Annotated in this window: 1 protein-coding gene; it reads left to right on the forward strand. The window is 62.2% G+C overall.

Going from position 1 to position 275, the window contains the following annotated elements; all coding sequences use genetic code 11:
* The coding region (locus ACVA6Q_RS24665; RefSeq protein WP_446649222.1) for an NADH-quinone oxidoreductase subunit J at positions 1-273 on the forward strand (273 nt) is incomplete at its 5' end.
* Positions 274-275: the final 2 nt, after the last annotated feature.

The following is a 275-nucleotide window of genomic DNA, read 5'->3' on the forward strand; positions in this document are numbered from 1 at the left end:
GTGCAGGAATTGCCCAAGGGCTTCAACGGCCCGAATACGCAGGCGCTCGGCAAGCTGATCTACACCGATTACATCTACGCCTTCGAAGTTGCGGGCATTGTGCTGCTGCTGGCGATTGTCGCTGCCGTGGCGCTGACGGCCCGTCGCCGTAAGGACGCCAAGACCCAGAAGGTGGCCGATCAGCTTCGTGTGCAGCGCAAGGACCGTGTGCGCCTGGTTTCGATGCCGGCCGAAAAGGCAGCAGGCGCAGCTTCGGCTGATTCCAACAGCTGAGC

The sequence above is a fragment of the Vibrio sp. DNB22_10_4 genome (genome assembly GCF_052879755.1).